The organism is Saccharopolyspora sp., assembly GCF_017434145.1.
GTDB classification, from domain to species: domain Bacteria; phylum Actinomycetota; class Actinomycetes; order Mycobacteriales; family Pseudonocardiaceae; genus Saccharopolyspora_C; species Saccharopolyspora_C galaxeae.
This window is the reverse complement of sequence record NZ_JAFRFW010000903.1, coordinates 1-2,738: the sequence shown is the minus strand read 5'-3', so window position 1 is coordinate 2,738 and position 2,738 is coordinate 1. Positions and strand designations below refer to the sequence as shown.

General features: G+C 71.0%; 2 protein-coding genes. Both read right to left on the bottom strand.

Annotated elements, in window-relative coordinates:
- Positions 1-1,419: hypothetical protein (locus tag IJH84_RS24480; protein ID WP_295149560.1), on the bottom strand; the 1,419-nt coding region annotated here is incomplete at its 3' end.
- Positions 1,420-1,656: 237 nt separating this feature from the next.
- Positions 1,657-2,738, bottom strand: a 1,082-nt coding sequence (locus IJH84_RS24475) for a DnaB-like helicase C-terminal domain-containing protein (protein WP_295149559.1), incomplete at its 5' end; no start/stop codon positions are given.

The following is a 2,738-nucleotide window of genomic DNA, read 5'->3' as shown; positions in this document are numbered from 1 at the left end:
GGCCAGTTCGGCACTGGCCGCGGCCCGCCCGCGCCGGGCGACCCAGTCGCCCACGACCTCCTCGACCACGTCCGCGGGACTGCCCGGCAACGCGAGCACGACGACTTCCGCAGGCAGCGCCGCCATTCCGGCGACCGTCGGCACGACGAAACCGAACTCCTCCAGCGAACCGTGCGCGGCCCGCACGCCCAGCGGCGTCAGCTCCACGACGGTCCGGTCCGGCTCGCCTTCCGGGGCGAGCTCGGCGATGCGCTCCAGGCGCTCCGGCAGCTCGGTCGGCTCGCAGCGCACCACGCCGAGCACGGCCCACTGGTCGAGTACGCGGCCGACCGCGCGGTGCACCGCGCGGCGATATTCCGGGGTCAACTCGTCCTCGTCCGCCAGCGCATGAACGGCCAGGCTCACCACCTGCTCCACCGGCACCGCCTCGGTCTCCGAATACAGCGCGGTCAGCACCGCCTGCACCAGATCCAGCAGCAAGCCGGCATCGCCGGCGGGGAACTCCGGTTCATCACCGAGAACGTCCTCCAACTGCAGGAAGAGCTCCCACAGCCGGGACCACAGCACCCCGGGTTCCGCCAGCAACGCGGCGCTGATCTCGGTGCGCACCAGGCGGTCGCCGGTCGTTCGCACCAGGTGCGCCCGCTTCGCCCACTCCAGCGTCAGGCCCGCCGTGAACCGGTCGGTGCCGAGCGCGCCCGCCAGCTCATCGAGGCCGGCCTCCGAACCTGCGATCAGCGCCCGGCCCGCGCCGACCCACTCGTGCAGCAGCTTCATGCGTTCCAGGACGGGAGCCCGCTCCGCCTCAGCACCCGGCGTGTTCGAGTCCGGGACCCGTACCGGCGGCAACCAGTACGCGGGCGCGTCCGCCGGCTCCGGCTTCTCTTCGATCGCGTGCAGCAGGTCGTGATCAAGTCCCGCGGCACCGTCCCGCGCCTCGGCGACGAACCGCTCGAACTCCACCGGATCGTCCGGGTCCACACCGCGCTCGCGCGCTTCGGACGCCCAGAACTTGCCCGCTCCCCACTTCGCGGGACGGGCCATCGCATCGAGGTAATCGGGAGTCGCGGCATCAACCGCCGCGTGCAGCGCGCGCAGCGAGCCGCTGCCGGGTAGCAGCAATCCCGCGGCAGCGAGGAAGTCGAACCACTCGTGCAGCACCCGCGGCACCGCCGACCAGTTCGGCAGCACCATCCGGCGCGGCACGACGTCGGCGAGGAAACGGGTCACGTCCGCCTCGGTCCACCGGGTGAGCAGGCCGTCCTGCACGCCCTTCTCATGCAGCATCGCCGTGATCAGACCGGGTGCCTCGGCGCGCGGCCCGAACCGCTCGGACAGCGCGGCAGCCGCCTCCGAGCAGCGGTCCGCCTCGCCGTGCAGGAAAACGGTGCGCATCGCCGACCCTTCGTCGCAGTGCATTCGTGATCGAGGGTAGGCATCGCGCAGTGATCACTCGGGCACAAGATGCATCGGCGTGTCGGCCGCACCCACCACCTGCCGCGTGCTAACCGGATCGAGTCATCGGCGGCCACGACGTGCAGCACGGCGGGCGAGCGAACCGCTGCTCCGAAGAGTCAGCGGCGCATGCCCGTCCGGGGTGCTGCACGCAAGGAAAACGGGCCGCGGCAAGCCGACCGCGGCTCTACGCAGGCCGGCTCATTCCTGCGCCATGTCCACGAAACGGCTGTAGTGCAGCTGGTGCGCGACGGTCACGGTGGAGGTCGGACCGGCACGGTGCTTGGCCAGGATCAGATCCGCCTCACCCATCCGCGGATCGTCCCGCTCGAACGCGTCCGGGCGATGAATCAAGATCACCATATCCGCGTCCTGCTCCAGCGAGCCACTTTCACGCAGGTCAGCAAGTTGTGGCCGCTTGTCGTTGCGCTGCTCGGGGCCGCGGTTGAGCTGGGAGATCGCCACCACGGGCACTTCCAGTTCCTTGGCGAGCAGCTTCAGGTTCCGGGAGAACTCCGAAACCTCCTGCTGCCGCGACTCGACCCGCTTGCCGGAGGTCATCAGCTGCATGTAGTCGACCACGACGAGCTGGATGTCGGAGCGCTGCTTGAGCCGCCGGGCCTTCGCCCGGATCTCCATCATCGTCAGGTTCGGCGAGTCGTCCACGAACAGCGGCGCTTCGCTGACCTCGCTCATCCGCCGGGCCAGCCGGGTCCAGTCGTCGTCGGTCATCCGGCCGCCGCGCATGTCGCCGAGCCGGATGCGGGCCTCCGCGGACAGCATCCGCATCACGATCTCGGTGCGGCCCATCTCCAGCGAGAAGATCACGCTGCCCATGCCGTGCTTGATCGAGGCCGCGCGGGCGAAGTCCAGGCCCAGCGTGGAGTTGTGCGTCGGCACCATGCCGCGCCCGGCCAGGTAGAGGTGGTCCGGTGCGTCGACCTCCACGCAGCGCACCGGCACGCCTGCGACCTCGCGGACGGCGACGATGGCGCGCGCGGCCGGGGTCCGGTCCAGGCGGTGGGTCTTGTGCTCGGCGTTCTTCGCGGGGAGCCGGAAGACCTCGTCCGCACCGCTGTCAAAGACCAGCACCACCTGGTCGAAACGGTCCGCCGCGGAGTCCGCGAGCCGCGCCCCGCAGGCGTAGCCGAGGCTGAGCACGAGTTCCCGGACGCGCACCGACATCGGCTCGCTGACCTCGAGCCGCAGCGCGCCGTCCGCGGAGACCGAACCCGCCGCGTCGAGCAGGCCCGCCAGCAGCGCACGCCGCTGTTCCGGGCCTG